Consider the following 15,009-nt stretch of genomic DNA (forward strand, 5'->3'; position numbering starts at 1 on the left):
GCATTTGCGCACATCTGGACGCCTCGGCCGAACAAAATCTTGCTCTGCTGCGGCGCAATATGCATAAGCGGTGGCGATCCTGGGAGGACCCATCATGGCTGCCGAAGTACCACTCTGGACCCCGACGCAGGACCAGATTGACGCTGCGCCGCTGACCGCCTTCATGAAGGCCGCCGCTGCAAAAAGCGGCATATCCGTGACTTCCTATGCCGACCTTCACCGTTGGTCGGTGGCGGACCGCGAAGCGTTCTGGAGCCTGGTCTGGGATTTTTGCGGCATCGTCGGCGACAAGGGCAGCGCCGAAAGTGAGCGTGTGCTCGTCGCTGGCGAGAAGATGCCGGGAGCGGCCTTCTTTCCCGACGCGATGGTGAATTTCGCCGAGAACCTCCTGAAGAAGACCGGAGCAGGAGAGGCGATCGTGTTTCGCGGCGAGGACAAGGTCGAGCGCCGGCTGTCCTGGAACGAACTGCATGCGCTCACCTCGCGCTTCCAGCAACTCTTCTTGTCGCTCAAGGTCAAGAAAGGCGACCGTATCGCTGCGATGATGCCCAACATGCCGGAAACAGTCGCCGCGATGCTCGCGACCGCCTCTATCGGCGCGGTGTGGTCGTCCTGCTCACCGGATTTCGGCGAGCAGGGCGTTCTCGACCGGTTCGGGCAGATCGAACCCGTCGTCTTCATCGTTCCCGATGGTTACTGGTACAACGGCAAGGCGATCGAGGTCGCCGACAAGATCGCCGCGGTGGCCGCAAAGCTGGACACTGTCCGCAAGGTGGTGGTCGTTGACTATCTCGGCACCTCGGCCGATGTCGCTGATACGATCGATAAGGCCGTGGCGATGGAAGAGGCGCTGTCGCCCTTCGCGGTCAGGCAGGTCACCTTCGAGCGGCTGCCGTTCGCGCATCCGCTCTACATCCTGTTCTCGTCCGGAACGACCGGTATTCCCAAATGCATCGTCCATTCGGCCGGCGGAACGCTGATCCAGCACCTCAAGGAACATCGCCTGCACGCAGGCCTGCTCGACGGCGACCGCTTCTTCTACTTCACCACCTGCGGCTGGATGATGTGGAACTGGCTGGTGTCGGGCCTCGCTTCGGGCGCGACGCTGCTGCTCTATGACGGCTCGCCCTTCTATCCCAACGGCAATGCGCTGTTCGACTTCGCCGACGCCGAGAAGATGACCTTCTTCGGCACCTCGGCGAAATTCATCGATTCGGTACGCAAGGCCGGCCTCAAGCCGATCCAAAGCCATGATCTGTCGACCGTGCGCGCCATCTCCTCGACGGGCTCGCCGCTGTCGCCCGAGGATTTCCGCTTCGTCTACGACGGGATCAAGAAGAATGTGCATCTGGCATCGGTCTCCGGCGGCACCGACATCGTTTCCTGCTTCGTCCTCGGCGTCCCGACTGAACCGGTATGGACCGGCGAGATCCAGGGACCAGGCCTCGGCCTTGCTGTCGACGTCTGGGACGACGACGGCAAGCCGGTCAGGCAGGAGAAAGGCGAACTGGTCTGCACCAAGGCGTTCCCGGCAATGCCGATCGGCTTCTGGAACGACCCCGAGGGCAAGAAATACCGGGCTGCCTATTTCGAGCGTTTCGACAATGTCTGGTGCCATGGCGACTTCGCCGAGTGGACCGCTCATGGCGGCATGATCATCCATGGCCGCTCCGACGCGACGCTCAATCCGGGAGGTGTGCGCATTGGTACGGCGGAGATCTACAATCAGGTCGAGCAGATGCCGGAAATCCTGGAGGCGCTCTGTATCGGCCAGGATTTCGACAATGACGTGCGCGTGGTGCTGTTCGTGCGGCTGGCCGCCGGCGTTCAGCTCGACGAGGATCTGGAGAAGCGCATCCGGGCGAAAATCCGCGCCGGCGCCAGCCCGCGCCACGTGCCGGCCAGGATCATCGCCGTGTCAGACATTCCTCGCACCAAATCGGGCAAGATCACCGAGCTTGCGGTGCGCGACGTCGTGCATGGCCGCGCCATCAAGAACAAGGAGGCGCTCGCCAATCCCGAGGCGCTCGAGCTGTTCAGAAACCTGCCGCAATTGGCCGAGTGACCGCCCCGCCCGGCATGGTTAATCAAATCTGCCGCGCGAATTTACCTAGATTTCACGAGTGGTACACATTCGTAAATTTTTTCGGGACCTGGTAAGGACTTGTTAAGGCCCGGCGTCGATAGTCGCACGTAACTTGAGGGAGAAATCCCGTTCCTCAGCCCCCGGAGGATCTGAATTCGCTCAAGCCCCCGTTGTGACAGCAAATCCCATCTTTCAAGGCGTCCTGTTGGGCGCCTTTTCTTTTTCAGGCGGTTGGATGGACGGGAGCTTGCCTATTCCGCAAGCACGCGCGTCGACGGGAACGCGATCTCGACCAGGGTTCCTTCGCCAGGCGTCGAGGTGATGATAAAACGGGCGCGGTTCGCTTCAACCATCGCCTTGGTCAACGGCAGCCCGAGACCGGTGCCGTCGCCGCGCCCCCGTTTCAATGCATTGATCTGTTTGAAGGGCTTCAACGCCTGCTCGATCTCGGCTTGGCTCATACCGATGCCGGTGTCGCGCACGCGCATGACGACATCGCCTGATGTCTCATAGGCGGTCGAGACGATCACCTGGCCGCCGGCCTGGGTATAACGGATGGCGTTCGACAGGATGTTGAGGGCAATCTGGCGCACGCTGCGCAGGTCCGCCACCACTTCCGGCAGTCGCGACGCGAAGCTGGAGCGAATGATGACGCGCTCGCGGTTGGCCTGCGGCTGCATCATCGCCACCGTCTCGGCCAGTGTGTCGTTGAGCGACACCGCTTCATAGGCCATTTCCTGCTGGCCGGCCTCGATCTTGGAGATATCGAGAAGGTCGTTGACGAGATCGAGCACATGATTGCCCGATCGGTTGATATCGCGCAGGTAATCGCGGTAGCGGTCATTGGCCACCGGCCCGAATTTCTCGTCCACCATCAGTTCGGAAAAGCCGATGATGGCATTGAGCGGCGTGCGGATCTCGTGGCTGATGCGGGCGAGGAAATCCGTCTTCTGCGAGGAGGCGCGCTCGGCCACCGCACGCGCCTGGGTCAGGTCCTCCTCGGCCCTCTTCCACTGCGTGATGTCGCGCACCACCGCGCAAAAGCCGCTGTCGTTGGGCAGCCGGCCGATGGTCATGAACAGCGGAATGAAGCGGCCCTGCGCCTCGCGGCCGATGACTTCGCGGCCGTCGTTCAGGACGCTCGCCACGCCGGGCTCGGACAGGCCGTCGAGATAATCGCGCGCTGCGCGCTGGCTTTCGATGGCAAACAGCGAGGCGAACGGCTTGCCGGTCACGTCGTCGCTGTCGAAGCCGAACAGCGCCTCGGCTGGACGGCTTATGGAACGGATCGCGCCGTCACGGCCGATCAGCACGACACCGTCGGTGGCGGTATCGATGATGGTGCGCATCTCCGCGATGCGCGCCTTGAGCTCGGAAATATCGGGCTGCGTCTGCTCGTCGCCGGCCGCATGCAGTGCCGCCGGTGCCTCATCCTCGCCCGAACGGCGCACCACCAGCATCAGCGCCTTGCCGTCGCGCCACGGCACCGAGCGCAGGATAGCCTCGATTGGAAATTCCTGCCCGCCATGCGTCTTCAGCCGCAACGCCCGGTCGGCGCCCTCGGCGGCGCCATCATGGCCATAGGGGTCGGCAAACAGCGCGCCCAGCCCGCCGGCATCCGCCAGTTCATCGAGCGTCTCATAGCCTGTCAGGACGAGAAACTCCTCGTTGGCGTAATGAAGTTCATCCCCGGAATGGATGAGCAGCGGCACGGGTAGCTTGCTCAGGAGCGAGGTGTCGGGAGCCTTGCTCTCGTCTCCGACCGCAAAGGCCGACGGCACGAACCCTTCGAGCTTGAGCGGAGGCACTTTGAGGCGTGGCCGCTCGACCGGAGCCTCCACCGCGTCGCTTGTGCCGGCGGCCCCCTCGGCGGTCGCGGCCTGCTCATCGGATGCGGACGCTTCCTCGTCCCCGACCCAGTCCTCACTGTCCTCGGCATCGCGAAAATCGGCCGATGTCATGCTCTCGTCGTCGGCAATGTCATCGTTGGCGCCGGCGACGGTCGGTTCGCCTGCCGCCGCGACGGGCTCTTCGCTCTCCCGTTCCGTCTGCGCCGCCGCCGGTTCGGAAGCCGGGGTCTCGTCATTGTTGTCGGCGATCGGCGCTGGTTCCTCGCTCCGCTCGGCATAGTCGAGCAGCGAACCCGTCACTCCGGCTACCGTGTCGGCGGGCTCCTCATCAGCCGTTTTGTCCGGCCGTTCGCCATCGAGCCGGGCGAGGTCCTCTGCATCCTCGGCATCGACATCGGTTTCGGACGGCTCGGCCGGTGCGGCTTCGCCCTTTGGCGCAAGGTTTTTGCGGGCGTCCGCTGGTTTCTCGGACGGCCCCGCCGGCGTTGCCGCCTCCGGTTGCCCGGCATCGTCCGGACCCGGTCTTTCGGCCTCCGGCTCGGCCGGGCTGCTTTCCTTCTTCAGCCGCTCGCCGATCTCGCGGAAGGCGCTGCGTTCCAGGGTCGACAGACCCTTGTCGTTAGCCGGCTGGCGATGTTCGGCCAGACGGATCACCTTGTCGGCAAAGCGGCGTTCAGGCTTCGGCACGATGGTCAGCGCCGGCACCTCGCCCCGGAACGGGTCCGATGGCTTCAACTCCTCGGTCTTCGGTTCCTCGGGTGCGGGTTCGACCGGTTCCGACGCCGGGGGTGCCTCGCTGTTGGGCACCAGCGCCATGCCGATCGCTTCAGGATCGACGACGGCGTCGCCGGCGCGGGCGACGCCGAAACCGCGGAAGCCCTCGAAGGCACGGCTGCGGCCATAGACCGGCAGGGCCGCCAGGTCGACCGGGATCTTCAGGTCCGTGCCGACGACCGGCCACAGCACGGAACGGCCGGACCAGGTGTCGCGCCGCTCCAGGAGACCGGCGATCTCGCCGGACGCATCCAGCCCGAAGGCCGCCGCGACGTCCCTGAAGCGCCGGCCGATGACATCCGCTGCCGGCTTGCCGACGACGTCGGCGAATTCCGGCGACAGCGCGCTGAACCTGCCCTCGGCGTCGGTGCGCCAGACGAAACGCAACGGCGCCGCCGTGCGATCCACGGTCCTGGCAGCCGGGGCTGCCGGAACAGATGGAGCCTGGGCATCGCGCTTCGTGTCCTCGGCCGGACCTTCGTCGGCAGCTGGCGAGGTCACGGCTTCGGCGTCCGGCGCGGCTGGGCCGCGCGCATGCCTCCCGTCCTCGTCGGCATTGAAATACCAATGGTCGTGCTGTGCCCGCGTACCGTTTGCCGCCGGTTGTCCGGATTCTGCCGCCGCCGGTTCCTGCACGGCCGCTTCGGCAGCGGCTTGTGCCTCCGGTTCCGAGATATCCTTGGCGGCGGCCTGTGAGCGGTCACGTCCTTCGGAACGCTCGGCCGCTGGAGTCCCCTCCGCCAGCGCACCGTCGTCGAGCCTGTTTTCGTCGATCACCACCAGCAAATGCCGCTCAGGCGTCAGCCGGGCGAGACCCGCCGGATAGGATGTGCCGCCGCCCGGAACCAGCCGCTTGACGATGCGGTCGCCCTCATTCGCGACGTCGGCCACCAGCGCGGCCAGCGTCGCGGGCTCGATGCCGAGCTGCGAAAAGCTCTCCGATGCCGCTTCGACATTGCCGCTGGCGTCGATGAAGGCGATGAAATGGCCATCTTCCGTGAAGCCGCTGATGGCCCTGCCGGCAATCTCGGCTGCACTGCGCGAGCCGGTCTGGGCCGCCGGCACCGCCAGCATGATGGCGTTCTCGCCGTCGGGCAGCGCCACAGCACTTGCAAGGAAACCGATGGCGCGGCTGGACATGCCGGTCGCCAGCCTGACCGTGATGGTGCGGTCGCTGCCGATGTCGGGAAATCCACTGGTTGCCATGATCTGGCGGCGGGCGATCAGCGGCAGCCGTGCCTCGGCGCCGATGATGCTTTCGATGTCGGGATAGCCGAACACCGCGGCACCCGGTCCATTGGCCCAGATCACCTGCTCCAGATTCGCCGACAGGATCGCGATCGCGTCGCCGGCGGCGAAGCGCTGGCGGACCGCGTCGAGCACGGCGACGTCGAGAAAGGAATATTCGGACGGCATGCGCTGGCGAAATCCTCATGCAGCGGGCATTTTTGCAGTTAACGCTTTGTTAATAAAAGCCGGCGGCGCGAAGGTCCACAAGCCAGAACGTGCATAGGCCTGAATTTCGGCTCTTGGTTAACGGCCGAAACGGAATCTATGGTGCAGTGCAACAAAGATATTGCAATGCACAAAAATTGCCTTTATATTGCCATCATACATGAACGAGACGGCTTTCCGTCAAAGCCGCTACCGCTGAAAAGGATGGAAAATGTCCAGGACCAAGACTGCCGAGACCATCGAAAACGTTGAATTCCCGAGCTTTGACGCTTCCAAGGCCACCGACCAGATCCGCGCTTTCGCCGAGAAGGGCGTCGAGCAGTCGAAGGAGGCTTACGCCAAGCTCAAGACTGGCGCCGAGGAGACCCAGAAGGCCCTGGAATCCACATACGAGTCCGCCAAGACCGTTTCCAGCGACCTGTCGCTCAAGACCGTTGCCGCACTGCGCGCCAATGCCGAAGCGGGCTTTTCGCATCTCGAGGCGCTGATCGGCGCCAAATCGCTGTCGGAAGTCGTGGAGCTGCAGACCGCGTTCCTGCGCAAGCGCGTCGAAATGACCGTCGAGCAAGCCAAGGAGTTCCAGACCGTCGCCTCCAAGGCGGCCGAGGATGTCTCCAAGCCGATCAAGACCGTTTTCGAGAAGGCGATGAAGGACATCAAGACCGCCTAATATTTGCGCATGATCAGAAGATGTAACAAAAGGTCGCATTTTCTTCGAAATGATCGTGTGTATGATGGCGGGCATCAACGAATACCCGGTCGGCGGAACCTCCTCCCTCCGCCTCCGGGGTGACCAGCCAGCACCTCCTCCCGCTGGCTCGTAACAGGAAAAGGCCGGCACCTCCTCCCGCCGGCCTTTTTCTTGTCCGCAGATCCGCTTCCATGTGGGCAAGTGACCTTTGCTTTGCAAAAGCCTTGAATTAAAATCCATAAGCCCGTAAGGACGCATCGCCGAACGACAGAGCGCTCGAGGGGACTATGTTCCGCCGATCCCGCTCAGGCAGACGTGCCGTTGTAGCTCAGCTGGTTAGAGCGCCGGATTGTGGATCCGGAGGTCGCTGGTTCGATCCCAGCCAACGGTACCATCGGCTTTCCTCTAAACAAGTGATGTTGCTCAATAAAATTTTGACCGTGGACTTCCGGGCTTGCGCTGTAAAGCGACAGCCTGCGCAGGCGGTCGAAACCGCTGAAGTGATCCATATGCATGTGCGTCACGAAGACGTGCGAAATCCGCAGGAATTCGCGCAGCGAAAGCGTCGAAAGCTCTCCGAGATAGAAAAGGATGGCCCTGTTGCGGAAGCGGAAATCCAGTAGCAGGCCCGGATCGGAAAAAAGTTCGTTTACCAAGCGCGGCTGGACAAAAAGCGTGACTGGGAGAAGACCGCCGCGAGCGATGCTGGCTTCCTCCGTTCAGCTTCTCTTTGCCCGACCGGCATATTGGTCGACCGCGCCGGCCATCTGGAGCATGAGTGTGTCCATGGAGATGGAATTCCCGCCATAGGGGTAGAAGTCGGATTTATCGCCTTTCTTCCATTTCTCCCGCAGCTCGGGTTCGGTGATGTCCCAGTCGCGATAGGTCCTTCGCGCCAGTTCGCGCAGTTCTGCGTGCAATTCGGCGGTGGAGGGGCGGCCCCAGTAATAGTAACCGTTGTAGACCTTGAAGACTTCGAGGTCCCGCCCGAGCACGATCGTGTGCGGGATCATCACGTCGTGCGTGGTGTCGGTGTATTCCTTGATGTCCAGGTCCTTCTGCACGAGCCGTTCCTCGTCATAAAGAAAGGGCCAGGGCGCGGAGGTCTGCTGGCGGTAGTTGTTGGTCGTATGCCAATCATCCGTGGTGATCGTGACGAGCTGTGTGTAGCCGACGACCAATTGCGAGTGAAACCGCACCAGTTCGAGCATTTGCTGCCGGTCTTTCGGACAGAAGAACCCACGCGTCAGCATCACGATCATCAGCTGGTCGCCCTGCAGGTCCGACAGCCGCCGTGGTGTCTTGGTGTGGTCGGGAAGAACGTAGTCGGGGAAGTTCGCGCCAGCCACAATGTCTTGTCTCATTTTCAGTCGCTCCCATCGATCCGGTTCTGTAACTCCCGAACAAAAGACTCCCCCCCATGTTCCTTGATTCCAGGCAAGCCGATATGACGGCCGTCTGCCGTCGAACCGGCGACCCCATCGAGAGCGCATCCAAGTCGAGTTCGCCATCGACGATCGGCTTGCCGCCCTTTTCCAAACTCGAGCTTCGACCGGTTTTCGGTGCCTGCTTTTGAGTTCGTCAATCACTCCCTTGATCATCGCTAAACGGATTTCCGCGTAACCGCCGTGTAGCGCGTGATGGCACCCTCGTCGGGATCCTCTCGCTGAAAATGCACGGTAGCGTCGGCTGCGGCCGACAATCCGCCGCTTTCAAAGTGTCGGCTCGGGAGAACGTGTTGTAACCCGGCAAAACCGCAGCGCTGATCCGTTCAGCGAATTCCGCTGGCCAGTCACCAGGCCGAAATACGGACGCGCCGGTCACGCCATGCGTGATGACCTTGGTCATTGCCAGCCGGGTAGGAAGCACGCCGCCAAAGAAATCTTTTGGGCCTGCGAGGGACGCCGCGGATGTTCCGATGATCCACACCTTTGGGCTACATGCCCTGCAAAAGTTCGAGATCATCACACATGCGGTGTAACGAACCAGGTCATTGGCCAGAAGCTGAGGAGGTGCCAGTATATGGACCAGCGCACGCTTTGCGCGGTTAGGCCATGGCCGTCCTCTAAATCGCGAGATTGCAGATAGGTCCCATCATGCCCCCTGCTTTTATGACATCGAAGTTGGCAACCGTCGTGGCGATGATTGCTACCGTCGCCATTCTTTACGTCGCCAAGGAGGTCCTGCTGCCATTGGCAATAGCGGTCCTTCTCACATTTGCGTTGGCGCCGATTGTTTCTTTGCTCCGAAAGTTGAAGCTGCCGCGAATGATCGCTGTGCTTGGCGCGGTTGCATCGGCCTTCGTCCTCGTGTCGCTGTTCAGCCTGATCGTTGCCACGCAGGTGAGCCAGGTCGCGCAGGACATTCCGACATACCAATCCAACATCCTCGAGAAGATTCGGACTTTGAAAGAAACAGGATCCGAAGACGGCCTTATCAGCCGGCTCGGCAAGGTGTTCGAGCGCGTCAACACTGAGATAAACAAATCCCAATCCAGCGGGCAGGCAGATGTGGAGCAAACCACGAAGCAGCAGGATCCGCTTCTGGTTCAGATATTCTCGCCCCAGCGTCCGATAGAGACGCTGAGGAACATCATCGAGCCGCTGATCGGACCACTCGCCACGACCGGCCTTGTCATCATCGTGGTGATTTTCATGCTGCTCGAGCGTGAAGAATTGCGGGATCGATTCATCCGCCTTGTGGGCTACAGCGATCTCCATCGCACGACCCAGGCATTGCAGGATGCAGGCAGTCGCGTCGGACAATATCTGCTCATGCAATTGGTCGTGAACATCGTTTACGGCGTGCCCCTTGCGATAGGTCTTTGGTTTCTTGGCATTCCCAATGCCCTGCTATGGGGCATGTTGGCCGTTGTCTTGCGTTTCGTACCCTTTATCGGTCCGGTTATCGCGGCGGTGATACCTTTGTTTCTTGCCTTCGCAGTGGCTCCCGGCTGGAGCTTACTGGTATGGACTGGCGCTCTCTTCATCTTGGCAGAGCTCGTAATCAGCAACATCGTCGAGCCCTGGCTTTACGGCTCGCACACGGGCCTCTCGCCGCTGGCGATCATCGTAGCCGCCGTTTTCTGGGCTTGGCTATGGGGCCCGGTCGGCTTGGTGCTGTCGACGCCGTTGACCGTCTGCCTTGTCGTGCTTGGACGGCACGTGCCCCAGTTCGAATTCCTGCAGATCCTGTTTGGCGATGAGCCGGTGCTTGACCCGAAGGAGCGTCTGTACCAGCGGCTTCTTGCCGACGATATCGACGAAGCCACCGACAACGCGGAAGAAATGCTCGAGGAGAAATACCTGATCGAGTTCCACAGCACGGTTGCGATTCCGGCGTTGCTGCTTGGTGAACAGGACCGGGCTCGGGGCGCACTGACGGCAAGTCAGTTGGCGAACCTTGCCGAAAACGCCCGCACCCTGGTGGCCAACCTCAACGAGATCGCCGCGGAGGAAGAAGAAGAGGAAGAAGACGAGCACGCGGAAAAAGAAGGCGCGAGCGCGGATCCGGGCGAAGAGGATGAGGATCAAGCCGAGTTTGCGCCTGATCTCCCGGATGGTGCTGGGAAGTCAGTGCTGTGTATCGGCGGGCGCGGAGACCTCGACGATGTGGCCGCTGCGATGCTCGCGCAGGTCATTTCGATCGAGGGTGCGGATTGCGTGGCCGCGAGCCACCGTGACCTCCTCCCCGCGCGGATCCGGAAACTTCCGCTTGAAGCTCGCGACGCAGTCGTCGTGGGCTTCCTCAACCGCGATTCGTTCAAACACGCGGTGTTCGTCGTGAGGCGCTTGAGGCGACTCGCACCGCGTGCACGCATCGGAATCGCGCTCTGGCACGACACCCATGACAAGCCCAGGGAGGATGCGGCGGGCCTCGCCGAGCAATTGGAAGCGGACTTTGTTGCGTTCAACGTGGTCGACTGCGTGACGGGTGCGCTTTCAAACGAAGAACCGCGTCAAGTGAAAAAGAGAAAGCAAAGAAATCTAAGGCGGCCTCGCGCTCGTCAGGGCGTGGCGGCGACGGTGCAATTGGACGATTCGTTGGCTCAGCCGGTGCGGTGATCGTCAACGGCACGGCCTCTTTTTGGACCAACTTCGGCTGCTGGTGCTGCTAGTCTTCCGTGCGGCTGACGTCGTGCGAAGCAGAGCCAGGGCAGCAATGTCCCGCCGTTCCCACCTCAAGTCCATTGATCCGAGAAGCCACTACAGGATCGCCGCCGCACTCTCCGCTCCCGTCTGACGCCACGGCCAAGTCGAGAGGATGAATCGGACCATCAAGGATGCGACTGTCAGGCGCTTCTACTACGAGAGCCACGGCGACGCGGCGCTTTCGAGGGTGTCGAGCAGGAAAGGGCGGTGCCGGATTATCTGCTGCCTGGCTTTCGCTGGGCCTGAAATCTAAACGGAGACGGGTGCGATCAACTCCAGAGAAACGAGTTCGCGCGCGACTTCGTCCCAGTCGGCGCAGATGGTTCGGGCGCCGGCCACGCGCAGTTTCTCGGCATGCCCCGGATAGGTGTGGCCGCCGCCGATGAAGCCGATCGCCGTCATGCCGGCGGCGACTGCGCCCTGCACGCCGAAAGGCGAGTCCTCGACAACCGCGCAGTGCTTCGGTTCGATACTCATCTGATCCGCGGCGAACAGGAAGATGTCGGGGGCGGGCTTCCCGCGCGCGACCATTGACGATGAGAATATGTTCTCGCCGAAGAATCTCGCGAGCCCTGTGACCGAAAGGCTGTGATGTATCCGCTCCAGCGAGGAGGATGAGGCGACGCAGCGGGGATTGGACAGCTGTTCAAGGAAGGGCTTCAGGCCCGCCATCGGCTGCAGACTTTCGGTGAAGAGCGCTTTCACCTCGTCCCATAAATCCGTGGTCTGATGCTCCTCAAGACGATGGCCGGTCGTGAGTCTGATGCGCTCCAGGATGTCGGTCTGCTTCATGCCGACGCATTGCAGGACCGCCTGCGGGTCGAGTTCCATGCCGTGTTTCGAATAGACCCGCCCGTAGGCAAGCGCCGCCAGCGGTTCGCTGTCGACCAGCACGCCGTCGCAGTCGAATATGATCAATGTGTCTTGCATGCTCGCTCCGGTTTGCGCGCCAGGTGTCACAGGCCGCGTAGCGCTTCAAGAAGTTCGTCGTGAATGAGCCCGTTCGAGCCGACCTTCTGCGTGTCCTCGTCTGTGGAGTCGACACCTGAAAGCGTGGTGACCTTGCCTCCTGCTGCGCGTAGCAGCGGCATGGCAGCCGCGTAGGACACGACGTCGGCCTTGATCGAAACCGCCGCATCGAGCTGGCCGGCAGCGACCATCGAATATTCAAAGGCCCCTGAGACGATAACGCGCACGCCGCGCGCGCCGACGCCGAGCCGCCGCACGATCTCTGCGGTGCGCGCCACCTCCTCGGCCGAAAAGTGCGACGTCAGCACGACGGCAATGACCGCATCGGCCAGTCTTGCAGTTGTCGACACATTGGCCGTCTTGCCGTTGACGGTCGCGATCCCCTCGCTGGTGTAGTGCGCCTCGAAGCCGGCGGCGGGCGCGACGGTCAGGCCGACCTTCGTCACACTCTGCTCCTGATAGGCCATGGTGACGGAGAACCACGGCAGGCCGGACGCGTAGTTTATCGTGCCGTCGAGCGGGTCGACGATCCAGCGGCTTTCGCCCAAGATTCCCGTCGTGCCGGCTTCTTCCGACAGGATGGAAGCTTGCGGCGTAAGCGCGCGCAGCCCGTCGATGACAATGCGCTCCGAAGCGAGATCGGCGGCGGTGACAATATCCAGCCCTTCCTTGCGCGTGACGTCGAGGCGCTCCTCGCGCATCGACATCAACGTCGCGGCTGCCTTGCGTGCGATGGCATCGGCGTCTTTCAGGATTTGACGGTAGTCGCTCATGTTTCGTTTTTCCCGGGGTAGTCGACATCGGTGATGAAATCGTGGGCGGGGCCGAAATCGCCGATCGGGACGACGTGCGAAACGACACCGGTCTGCGGCGACCAGGCGTGCAGGGCGAAAGCCGGCGGTTCGAAGATGAAGCGATTGGGCTCGCCCGGACGAAGATCGAGCGCGACCTGGTGCGCGACGCCCGGCGCGACGAAGCCGACCGTGCCGGCAAAGCGCGTGGTGATGGGCCGGTGATAGTGCCCGCAGGCCACACGCTCGATTTCGGCGTGGGACCTGATCATGTCGCGGAAGCCGTCGCCGACGACGCACATCATGATGTCCATGCCGTGCACGCCGACGGGAAAGGGCGGATGGTGCATGAAGACGAAGGTCGGGCGGCCGTCGCCCTCGGCGAGACGCTCACCGAGCCAGGCTTCGCGCCGCTCGCAGATCGCACCACCGTCCTCGCCCGGCTGCACCGTGTCCAGCCCGATAAGGCGGACCGGAAGGTCCTCGATCGTATAATGCAGGAAATCCGGCGACTGGCTCAGATAGGGGAATTTCGGCGCCATCACCTCGCGCATTGTCTCACGCCGGTCGTGGTTGCCAGGAATGACGAAGACGGGCATGGGCAGGGCCGACAGCATGTCGGCGACCAGCGCATACTCTTCCGGGCGACCGCAATCGGCGAGATCGCCGGTGACGAGGACGCAATCGGGCGCCGGATCGAGCGCGGCGACGGTCGCGATGGCGCGACGAGTCATGGTGTTGGTCTGGAGACCCTCATAGGCCATCTGGCCGTCGGGTCGGATATGAAAATCGCTGATCTGTGCAATGAGCATCGGGAGGTCCGGCAGTGTGAAGGGAGGGCTGACACAAGAAGGGCGCCACATCGGCGCCACCTTAAAAAGGGCGCGCCAGCCGAAGCCGGCCGGCGCGCGTGGCATGGCGACTTATTTCATGAGTGCCTGTGTTTCGGAGACGAGGCTGTCGAGCCCGTCCTTGATGGATACGTCGCCGCTCATGACCTTGCTGATGATCTCGCGCTGGGTGCGCCAGATGCGGACCGTGTTGCCCGCCGAATAGCCGGGCCACGGGCGCGACAGTGCCATCTGCTTGGCAACGGTGGCGTAATTCGGGTTCGCTTCGTAGAACGGGCCGAGATAGTCGGTCCCGGTGGCGGCCTTGTTGGTCGGGAGGTAGCCGCTCATCTTCACGACCTGCTCCTGCGCCTTGGGGCCGGTGACGAATTTAAGGAATTCCCAGGCCGCCTTCTGCTTTGCCGGGTCGGAGGCAGTGATCACCGCCGCGTTGCCGCCTGTGGGCAGGCCACCCTTTTCCTTGTCGTCGACCGGGAAGACCGCGGTACGCAGCTTGAATCGGTCGCCGATCAGTTCGGTATCCTGGCTGAGACGGGCAGGCGTATCGAAGAAGATGCCAATCTGGCCGGCGATAAAGGCCTGGCGCGACTGATCCCAGTCGATCAACGGCATGCCGGCATCGGTGACGAAGCTGCGGAAATATTCCAGCGCCTTCAGGCCGTGCTCGTCGCCGAAGGCCACTTTGCCGTCCTTGGTCAGCTCGCCCCCACCTTGCATCAACATGGCGTCCCAGAGCCATTCGTCGGGCCAGTCATGAATATTGTAGGCGAGGCCGGCGATGCCGGAACCGGTGGCCTTGATCTTCTTGGCGAGTTCCATAATGCCCGGCCAGTCGGTAGGCATGTTGTCGGGATCGCCGCCGGCCTTTTTAACCAGGTCGGCATTGTAGAACATGATCGGCATGGAAGCGTTGAAGGCCAGTCCGTAGAGCTTGCCGTCCACCCGGCCGAGGTCGAGAATGTTGTCGGCGTAGTTGGCGTCGCGCCATTCCTTCGACTCAGCGTCCATCATCGTGCCGAGGTCCAATATCTGGTTGCGCGCCTTCAGCTTGCCGACCAATTCATGCAGGACGTGATAGCCCGAATAATAGACGTCGGGCAGGTTGTTGGTGATGGAGGCCCGCAGCATGGCTTGGTGGCCTTCGTCGTAGCTGGCCGCCGGCGCGCGGAACTGGATCTTGATGTCGGGATGTTCCTTCATGAATTCCGCGGCCAGCGGCTCATGGAACTTCGCGAAGGCCGGGAATGCGTAGTAGACGTCGAGCGTCACGGGAGACTGGGCCAGCGCTGTCGACGCCGCTCCCAGCAATACGGCCGAGGCCGCGATGATCTTTGACAGGAATTTCATTAAGGCTTTCCTCCGGTTATGCGATTTGCCCGATGCTCTTGAGG

The 15,009-nt window shown here is 62.2% G+C and carries 8 protein-coding genes, 1 tRNA gene and 1 pseudogene; 4 read left to right on the forward strand and 6 right to left on the reverse strand.

All coding sequences use genetic code 11. The annotated features are described in order from the left end of the window. The first annotated feature begins 94 nt into the window (after positions 1-94). On the forward strand, positions 95-2,065 hold the full coding sequence (locus FJ946_RS27990) for an acetoacetate--CoA ligase (RefSeq protein WP_140498520.1): 1,971 nt from the start codon (positions 95-97) through the stop codon (positions 2,063-2,065). 272 nt (positions 2,066-2,337) lie between these two features. Here FJ946_RS27990 and FJ946_RS27995 read toward each other — a convergent pair whose 3' ends face one another. After that, positions 2,338-6,126 carry a histidine kinase dimerization/phospho-acceptor domain-containing protein gene (locus FJ946_RS27995; protein WP_140567191.1) on the reverse strand — a complete coding sequence of 1,263 codons (3,789 nt, stop codon included), beginning with the start codon at positions 6,124-6,126 and terminating at the stop codon, positions 2,338-2,340. 250 nt (positions 6,127-6,376) lie between these two features. Here FJ946_RS27995 and FJ946_RS28000 point away from each other — a divergent pair, with 250 nt between their 5' ends. Then, complete coding sequence (locus FJ946_RS28000) at positions 6,377-6,835, forward strand: phasin (protein WP_140567194.1); 459 nt, start codon at positions 6,377-6,379, stop codon at positions 6,833-6,835. A gap of 338 nt (positions 6,836-7,173) precedes the next feature. Continuing rightward, positions 7,174-7,250: transfer RNA gene (locus tag FJ946_RS28005), tRNA-His, on the forward strand. A gap of 325 nt (positions 7,251-7,575) precedes the next feature. Here FJ946_RS28005 and FJ946_RS28010 read toward each other — a convergent pair. Beyond that, complete coding sequence (locus FJ946_RS28010) at positions 7,576-8,220, reverse strand: redoxin domain-containing protein (protein ID WP_140567197.1); 645 nt, start codon at positions 8,218-8,220, stop codon at positions 7,576-7,578. 753 nt (positions 8,221-8,973) lie between these two features. Between FJ946_RS28010 and FJ946_RS28020 the strand changes: the two are divergent. Beyond that, positions 8,974-10,920, forward strand: a pseudogene (locus FJ946_RS28020) (AI-2E family transporter); the annotation flags it as partial. 336 nt (positions 10,921-11,256) lie between these two features. Here FJ946_RS28020 and FJ946_RS28030 read toward each other — a convergent pair. The 4 genes from FJ946_RS28030 to FJ946_RS28045 form a co-directional block, all read right to left on the reverse strand. Further along, positions 11,257-11,937, reverse strand: a complete 681-nt coding sequence (locus tag FJ946_RS28030; RefSeq protein WP_140567202.1) for an HAD family phosphatase — start codon at positions 11,935-11,937, stop codon at positions 11,257-11,259. Positions 11,938-11,963: 26 nt separating this feature from the next. Continuing rightward, positions 11,964-12,749 carry an inositol monophosphatase gene (locus FJ946_RS28035; RefSeq protein ID WP_140567204.1) on the reverse strand — a complete coding sequence of 262 codons (786 nt, stop codon included), beginning with the start codon at positions 12,747-12,749 and terminating at the stop codon, positions 11,964-11,966. Further along, on the reverse strand, positions 12,746-13,579 hold the full coding sequence (locus FJ946_RS28040) for a phosphodiesterase (protein WP_140558059.1): 834 nt from the start codon (positions 13,577-13,579) through the stop codon (positions 12,746-12,748). Before FJ946_RS28040 ends, FJ946_RS28035 begins: the two co-directional genes overlap by 4 nt. Before the next feature lie 111 nt (positions 13,580-13,690). After that, positions 13,691-14,965, reverse strand: a complete 1,275-nt coding sequence (locus FJ946_RS28045; RefSeq protein WP_140513416.1) for an ABC transporter substrate-binding protein — start codon at positions 14,963-14,965, stop codon at positions 13,691-13,693. Positions 14,966-15,009: the final 44 nt, after the last annotated feature.

Source organism: Mesorhizobium sp. B2-4-7 (assembly GCF_006442685.1).
GTDB lineage: Bacteria > Pseudomonadota > Alphaproteobacteria > Rhizobiales > Rhizobiaceae > Mesorhizobium.

What these genes read in the sequence shown, in the direction of transcription:
- FJ946_RS27990 (WP_140498520.1), top strand. Translation starts at nt 95, where the DNA reads ATGGCTGCCGAAGTACCACTCTGGACCCCGACGCAGGACCAGATTGAC.
- FJ946_RS27995 (WP_140567191.1), bottom strand. Translation starts at nt 6,126, where the DNA reads ATGCCGTCCGAATATTCCTTTCTCGACGTCGCCGTGCTCGACGCGGTC.
- FJ946_RS28000 (WP_140567194.1), top strand. Translation starts at nt 6,377, where the DNA reads ATGTCCAGGACCAAGACTGCCGAGACCATCGAAAACGTTGAATTCCCG.
- FJ946_RS28010 (WP_140567197.1), bottom strand. Translation starts at nt 8,220, where the DNA reads ATGAGACAAGACATTGTGGCTGGCGCGAACTTCCCCGACTACGTTCTT.
- FJ946_RS28030 (WP_140567202.1), bottom strand. Translation starts at nt 11,937, where the DNA reads ATGCAAGACACATTGATCATATTCGACTGCGACGGCGTGCTGGTCGAC.
- FJ946_RS28035 (WP_140567204.1), bottom strand. Translation starts at nt 12,749, where the DNA reads ATGAGCGACTACCGTCAAATCCTGAAAGACGCCGATGCCATCGCACGC.
- FJ946_RS28040 (WP_140558059.1), bottom strand. Translation starts at nt 13,579, where the DNA reads ATGCTCATTGCACAGATCAGCGATTTTCATATCCGACCCGACGGCCAG.
- FJ946_RS28045 (WP_140513416.1), bottom strand. Translation starts at nt 14,965, where the DNA reads ATGAAATTCCTGTCAAAGATCATCGCGGCCTCGGCCGTATTGCTGGGA.